At 68.9% G+C, this 7074-nt stretch carries 7 protein-coding genes; 3 read left to right on the top strand and 4 right to left on the bottom strand.

All coding sequences use genetic code 11. From position 1 onward, the window contains the following. On the top strand, positions 1-1135 hold a 1135-nt coding region (locus A5708_RS02580), incomplete at its 5' end, for a MinD/ParA family ATP-binding protein (protein WP_231117799.1). Between the two features lie 3 nt (positions 1136-1138). Here the strand turns inward: A5708_RS02580 and sigI are convergent. Continuing rightward, a complete protein-coding gene (gene sigI / locus A5708_RS02575; RefSeq protein WP_065027124.1) occupies positions 1139-1996 on the bottom strand; it encodes an RNA polymerase sigma factor SigI in 858 nt (285 codons plus the stop codon). 112 nt (positions 1997-2108) lie between these two features. Between sigI and A5708_RS02570 the strand changes: the two genes are divergently transcribed. Together A5708_RS02570 and A5708_RS02565 are read left to right on the top strand one after the other, a co-directional pair. After that, positions 2109-2960: an NAD(P)H-binding protein gene (locus A5708_RS02570; RefSeq protein WP_065027123.1), complete on the top strand. Its 852-nt coding sequence runs from the start codon at positions 2109-2111 to the stop codon at positions 2958-2960. 1 nt (position 2961) lies between these two features. Continuing rightward, positions 2962-3402 carry a nitroreductase family deazaflavin-dependent oxidoreductase gene (locus A5708_RS02565; RefSeq protein ID WP_065027122.1) on the top strand — a complete coding sequence of 147 codons (441 nt, stop codon included), beginning with the start codon at positions 2962-2964 and terminating at the stop codon, positions 3400-3402. A 3-nt stretch (positions 3403-3405) separates the two neighbouring features. Here A5708_RS02565 and eccA read toward each other — a convergent pair whose 3' ends face one another. From eccA to A5708_RS27360, 3 genes are all read right to left on the bottom strand, one after another. Continuing rightward, positions 3406-5256 (bottom strand): type VII secretion AAA-ATPase EccA, encoded by a 1851-nt coding sequence (gene eccA / locus A5708_RS02560; protein ID WP_419538294.1) that lies wholly within the window; start codon positions 5254-5256, stop codon positions 3406-3408. Between the two features lie 120 nt (positions 5257-5376). Continuing rightward, positions 5377-6981, bottom strand: coding sequence for a type VII secretion protein EccE (eccE, locus tag A5708_RS02555; protein WP_065027120.1), 1605 nt, complete (start codon positions 6979-6981; stop codon positions 5377-5379). Beyond that, positions 6978-7074, bottom strand: a 97-nt coding sequence (locus A5708_RS27360; RefSeq protein ID WP_231117800.1) for a hypothetical protein, incomplete at its 5' end; no start/stop codon positions are given. The genes A5708_RS27360 and eccE, both read right to left, overlap by 4 nt.

Raw genomic sequence — 7074 nt, 5'->3', positions numbered from 1 at the left:
CCACGAGCCGCGGCCCGCAGCCCAGCGGCCCGCTCCCCCGCGTCCGCCGTCGGCTCCGCCTGTGGCCCCACCCGCCCATCCTTCTGCGCCGCCGCCGGGCTGGTCGCCGCCCGCTCAGTCGGCTCCGGGCGCGCCGCCTTCGTTCCGGCCGCCACCCCAGCAGCCCGCCCAACCTGCCCCGCCGACGCCGCACACCGGCGCTCACGGCGGTCTTCCCAAGGGGGATGAGCTACCCGACCGCGGCTGGCGACGCGTCCTGCGGCTGGTCACCTTCGGCCTGATCAACCTGGGCCCGTCGCCCGCCCAGCAGCAGGAAGCCCAGTTCGAGGCGGCCATCCGGACCCGCCTGCACGGCAACCGCAAGGTCGGCGTGCTGGGCAAGGGCGGCGTCGGAAAGACATCGGTGGCCGCGAGCGTGGGCTCGTTGTTCGCCGGACTCCGCAAGCAGGACCACGTCGTGGCGATCGACGCCGATACCGCCTTCGGCCGGCTCAGCAGCCGCATCGATCCGGCCTCGACGGGTTCGTTCTGGGAGCTCACCGCCGACAAGAACCTGCGGTCGTTCGACGACATGGTGGCGCGGCTCGGGCGTAATGGCGCGGGTCTTCACGTGCTCGCCGGCGAACCGGCGACGGGCCCGCGCCGGGTGCTCGATCCGGCGATCTACCGGGAGGCCGCGCTGCGGCTGGACCGCCATTTCACGATCTCGGTCATCGACTGTGGCTCGTCGATGGATGCCCCGCTCACCCGGGAAGTCCTGCGCGACCTGGACGCGCTGATCGTGGTGTCCTCGCCGTGGGCCGACGGCGCGTCGGCCGCCGCGCGGACCATGGAGTGGCTGGCCGACCAGGGCTTGGACACGCTGCTGCGCCACACCATCGTGGTGCTCAACGATTCGGACGGGCATGCCGACAAACGGACCCGGGCATTGTTGGCTCGCGAGTTCACCGATCACGGCCGGCCGGTCATCGAAGTGCCCTACGACCCGCACCTGCGGCCCGGCGGCGTCATCGACGTGAGCCACGAGATGGCCCCGGCCACGCGCCGCAAATTCCTCGAAGTCACCGCGACCATCGCCGGCTACTTCGCGGCGCGTCCCGACGGGGCGAAAGACCAGCGGCCGGCGGACAACTGAGGTCTAGGCGCGCGCCGAGGGGTCGGCGATCGCCTCGATCTTCATCACCCGGGATTCGCGGATCGTCAGCACGATCACGGCGAACAGGCGGCGCTCGCTGAAGGCCAGCAGTACCGGCCCCCCGACCGGACCGCTGACCAGGGTCACGCCCGGCCACAGGTAGCGCAACAGGTTGGTGGCCACCGCGTCTGGCCCGTGGTTGATCTGCGGTGGCGGGGCCGGATCCGCGAGGATCGTGCCCACGCCCCACACCGTCGGATCCAGGACGGCGGCCAAGGCCTGCAGGTCACCGTTGGCGCATGCCGCGATGAACTTTTCGGTCACCAACTGGTGCTCGGCGGGCGCAACATCGGCCAACTTCGGTTGCGCCGCTTCGAATTTGGACCGTGCGCGCCGCGCCAGCTGGCGGCAGGTGCCGACCGGGCGACCCACGGTCTGCGAGATCGACCCGAAGGGGACGCCGAACACGTCGTGCAGCACGAAGGCGACCCGTTCACCGGGACTGAGCCTGCGCAGGACTTCGAGCAGCGCGGTGCGGATCTCGTCGTCGAGGGTGACCCGGTCGGCCGGGTCGATGCGGCGCGGCGCGGGTCGGTCTTCGATGTCGCCCGGGCGCTCGTACCGGGCGCGGGCCGAGCGCACCTGGTCGAGGCAGAGGCGGCTGGCCACCACCGTCAGCCAGCCGCGAGTGTCCTCGATCTCGCTGACGTCGGCGCGCGCGAGTCGCAGAAAGCTTTCTTGCGCAATGTCTTCCGCCTCACCGATGTCGCCCAGCATCTGGTAGGCGAGGTTGACCAGGTATGGGCGGTGCCGACGCCAGGCCTCGCTGACCTGATCGCTGGCTGACGGCGACTGGTTCATGACTCTTCGACGATCCGCTGAAGCAAATAGTTACACGTTCTGCGATGTAACTTTCCCACCTTTTGCCCCGTCGTTTCAGCAGTGCAGGAAGTTCACGGAAAGGATCCCCATCATGACCATCGTCGTCACGGGCGCGACCGGCAACGTCGGGCGTCCACTCGTCACCGAACTGCTCGCCGCGGGAGCCCATGTGCGGGCGGTCACCCGGCAACCGGCGCCCGCCGGCTTTCCCCCGGAGGTCGAGGTGTTCGGTTCGGCCACCGACGCGCTGCCCGGCGCCGCCGCGGTGTTCCTGAACTCGCGGGCGCTGGCTGGGCAATTGGAAGACGTGGTGGCGCAATGCGCGCGGAGCGGAGTGAGCAAACTCGTCGCGCTGTCGGCGATCAATGCCGACGACGACGTCGCCCGGCAGCCCTCCCGGTTTCGCGGGGACCGCAACAGGGAGGTCGAACGCCTCGCCGTCGACTCCGGGCTGGCCTGGGTGAGCTTGCGGCCCACGGTGTTCGCGACGAACTTCGCCGGCATGTGGTCAGCGCAGATCCGCGCCGGCGACGTGGTCGCCGGGCCGTACGCGGCCGCAACGACGGCGCCCATCGTCGAGGCAGATATCTCGGCTGTCGCGGCGCGCGCGTTGCTCACCGATGACCTTGTCGGACAGCGGATCCCGCTGACCGGACCCCGGGCGTTCACCAACTCGGAGCTGGTCGAGACCATCGGCGGCGTCCTGGGCCGGGCGCTGCAGTATCGCGAGGTTCCCGCCGAGGCCGTGCGACAACGATTCATCGGTTTGGGTTTCGGCGGTGGCTTTGCCGACGCCTACATCGCCATGCTGGCCGAGACGATCGACACCCCCGCCCCGGTGACCCACGACGTGGAGACGATCCTCGGCCGCCCGCCGGTTCCGTTCGCGCACTGGGTTTCCGAACACCGCAGCATGTTCGACAACGAGAAAGTAGGAATTTGAGATGACCGATCCGCGTCCCCCGCGCTACCTCAAGCCGATGAACAAGTTCATGATGGCGGTCCAACGACTCGGCATTCCGACCGGCCCCGCCATGGTGCTCACTGTGCCGGGCCGCAAGTCGGGTCAACCACGCAGCACCCCGATGACGCCGTTCAGCTTCCGGGACGGCCTCTATGTGGTGGCGGGCTACCCCGGTGCCGACTGGGCGGCCAATGCCCGGGCCGCGGGCACCGGCACGCTGCGCCGGGGCCGGCGGTCACGCCGCGTCCGGATCGTCGAACTGTCCACCAATGAAGCCCGGGCGGTGCTGCGGGCGTTCCCCACCGAAGTTCCGGTCGGGGTGGCGTTCGCGAAGCGGTCGGGGATGGTGCGCGACGGAACGGCTGACGAATTCGAAGCACTGGCGGGGCGGCTCGCCGTCTTCCGCTTCGACCCCGCGTAGCGGCTACCAGACGATGGCCGCCATGTCGCGGTTGTCCGAACACACGCTGCGCACCGCGGCCTCGAGGTCGGCCGCGGTGATGATCTGCAGATCCTCGACGGTCACCGGCTGGCCCGCGCGCTTCTGTGCGACCACCCTGGTGTCACGAAAGCCCTCGGCACGTTCGACGACGTTGCGGGCGAACCTGCCGTTCTGCATGGCGTCGATGCCGTGGCGCCCGCCGGGAGTGGTGTAGTTGCGGATGGTCGTCGCCGCGTCCAGGAACGTTGCGCGGGCACCATCGTCGAGCAGGCTGGCGCGCGGCGTCGCGTAGCGGTGCGCGATCTCGACGATTTCGGCCGGCGAATAGGACTCGAAGCGCAGCTTGCGGTTGAACCGGCCGGCCAAACCCGGGTTCACGGTGAGGAACGCATCCACCTGGTCTTCGTAGCCCGCCCCGATGAAACAGAAGTCGAATCGGTGGGCCTCCAACGCGACCAGGAGCTGGTTGACGGCCTCCATGCCGATCATGTCCGGTGTGCCATCCTGATGGCGCTCGATCAGGGAATAGAACTCATCCATGAAAATGATTCGCCCCAGCGACTTTTCGATCAGCTCGTTGGTTTTGGGCCCCGACTCGCCGATGAAGTGGCCGCAGAAATCCGAACGGCGCACCTCCCGGATCTCGGGGTGCCGCACAATTCCCATACCGGCATAGATCTTGCCCAAGGCTTCGGCGGTGGTCGTCTTACCGGTACCGGGCGGGCCGACCAGCAGCATGTGGTTGGTCTGGCCCTCCACCGGCAGTCCATGCTCGAGCCGCATCGTCCGCACTTCGAGCTGGTCTTCCAGTGCCGCGACCGCTTCCTTGACGGCGGCCAGTCCCACCTGTTTGGCCAGCAGCTTGCGTCCCTCGGCCAGCAGCTCGGCGCGCCGATCGGCGGCGGCGTCGTCATCGAGTTCGTCGCGGCTCTTGGCCGACGAGGCGTCCCACCGGTCGGTGCGGCTCTCGATGGTTTCCTCGTCCGTCACGACCAGGTGCAGGTTCGGGTCGGCCAGGGCTTCCTTGGCCGCCTCGGTCAGGACCCCGTTGATGGTGGCCTTGGAGAGCCAGACCTGGGCCTTGTCCTCCTCGCGCAGCTGCCGGTGCACCATTCCCCGCACATAGGCCAGATCGGCGACCAGGAGCGGAATGTCGGCGGGACCGATCGATGCCGTCAGCACGTCTGCATCGAAGCGCGACGACGACTGGGTGTGTCCGATCACGTCGACGCGGTCCAGCCAGTCCAGGGCGACCCGGCCCTGGCCGAGGTGGGCTGCGGCGTGCGCGGCCAGCGCGCAAATCGACGCTGTCACCGCCGACATGACGATGGCGTGTGCGGGCAGCTCCTCGGCCGCGGCCAACAGCACGTCGCCCCAGCGCTGCGTGCGGTACATCAAGAACGTCCGGGCCAACTGGTGCCATTGATAATTCGTCCACGAGTCCAGCAGGTCACGGTCGGCCAGCAGCTTGTCGGCCTCGGCGTACTCCCCGGCGATCGTCAACGCGGAGGCCAACGCCAGCCCGACCTGCGAGGCGTCGGTGACGGTGATGCCGATGTAGGGACCCAACTGGATCTCGGCGGCCAGCGTCTGCCCGATGCGCGTGGTCTCGCGGTGCAGCCATTCGCTGGTGGCGTAGAGCTGTCGCAACGAGGCCAGGTCGTTGTCACCGCACGCGATGCGCCCCAACCACGCGTCGGCCATCGACTGGTCGGCGTCGGTGGCGGCAGCGAAGTCGGGCAATGCCGCGGCCCGGCCCTGCCTGCTCTTGATCGCCATGGCACGGTCGAAATGCCGTCGGGCAGTTTGTAAATCACCCATCACGTCCCCCATCCCGAACACCGTGGACATGGTCGCCGGAGTTGCGAGCCTCCTTCGGCCGATTCGAGCTGTCGCTGCAACCGCTACGTGCGCTCACATCACACTGTGCCTCAAACTCGCTTTACCGACCCGCTACGTGCCGACCGACATGCTTACCGGCTCAAGACTGACGTAGCGGTTCTCGGCACGGAACATGTCCATCTCGACGAGCCAATTCTCTCCTGCTGCGCTGACATTCACCGTCGACGGGCCGATCTGCTCGATGATCACCTCGAAGCCGTGTCGTTGTCCCTCGGAGAGCCTGGCCCCCGCGGGCGCGACGGTGATCACGGTGGCCGGACGCGGAGTGGGCGAGATCGCGGACTCGATGCTTTCGGCGGCGCCAAAGTTGTTGCCCCGGCGCGCAACGTGCTCGACCACGCTCACGGTGGTCCGTGGTGCGGGGCGCGAGCTGCCCACGACGCTGATCTCCGGCATCCGGACGCTGATCCAGCGTGACATGTCGCGGGTGTGCACGCAGACCCGCTCGCCCGCGCCCGCGGTGCGGATCACGATCCGCTTGGCGATCGGGTCGTCGGCCGCGACGAATACGCGCGACAGCTCACCGGCATCGGTGACCGGCATCAGCAGCCGGTCGCCGTTGCTGAGTTTGCCGATCAGCACACCCGACGGTCCGATCTCGGTGACCAGTTGCGGCGGCAGCGGGCTGCGCCGAACGCCCCGCAGGTGCGGAAGCGGACCGCACATGTTCGCGGCCGCCGCGGCCGCCTGCTCGCCATTGAGCCGGCGCAGGATCACGCTGGGCGGGGTCGGCGCCGGCGTCGGCGTGCGCACGGTGATGGTCGCGGTGCATTCGGCGTCCGGGTAGACCGTCACGTTCTGGATCACCTCGTCGGCGCGCAGCGTCCACGCCTGCGAGAGATTGCGCGACGTGATCGCCTCGGCCGGATACGCGTAGGTGGTCATCCAACCCGCTTCCCCGCGGATGGCTTTCCATCTCTGCGTGCTGCCCGACACCGCGTCCCACCCGAGCCGGCGATCGAGCTCGACCAGGTCCGTTGCGGTGGCCACCTTTGCCCGCAGCCCTTGGCAGCGCAACAACCCCGCGATGCGTTGGGCGACCGAAATGGCCGCCGCCCCAACGGTCGTGCGCCAGAACAGGGCTTGGGCGTTGTCGATCACCGCCAGCCGCATGATCAGCCATGTCTCACGGCGGCCCGCGTAGGGCGGCGTTCCGATCTCCGAGTCGTACACCCGCGGAAAGTCCCCGATGGTGCCGTGCCGCGAGCCGATGGTGACCACGCTGATCGAATCGAGCTGCAGACCCAGCGCCTGATGCAGCATCGGCACCAATTCGACGATGTCGAGCACGTTTTCGGTCTCGACGGTCACCGAACCGGTCACCATGGTCGCGCGGTGCCCCCGGCCGAGCAGCTGCACCGCGACAACGGCGACGTCGTCCTGCACGCGGACACCGCCTCCGGATCGGTTGTTGGCCACGGTGATCGGGGCAGCCCAGTCGATCGGACGCCGGCCGCGCCGCCACAACACTGCCCACGACCACGCCGGCTGGCCCCACCAGCGCACGAAGACCAGCGCGATACCCACCACAACTGCGACAGCCGCGCCGATGTAGCCGCCCGCCAGCCAGCTGACGAGCGCGAGGAGGAAGACGACCCAGACGCCGACCACCCGACGGTTGCTGCCGGGGGTGAACCCGGTCAGGTCGGGCCTCACCGAGCCCTCCGCAATCGCGCCGCGATAGCGGCCACGAGCACACCGCCGGCCACGATCCCCAGGAATCCGATGGCGATGTTGCGCGCCCGATGG

The organism is Mycobacterium colombiense (genome assembly GCF_001672755.1).
GTDB lineage: Bacteria > Actinomycetota > Actinomycetes > Mycobacteriales > Mycobacteriaceae > Mycobacterium > Mycobacterium colombiense_C.
Note: the sequence above shows the minus strand (reverse complement) of the source record. Positions and strands in the feature narration are given on the sequence as shown.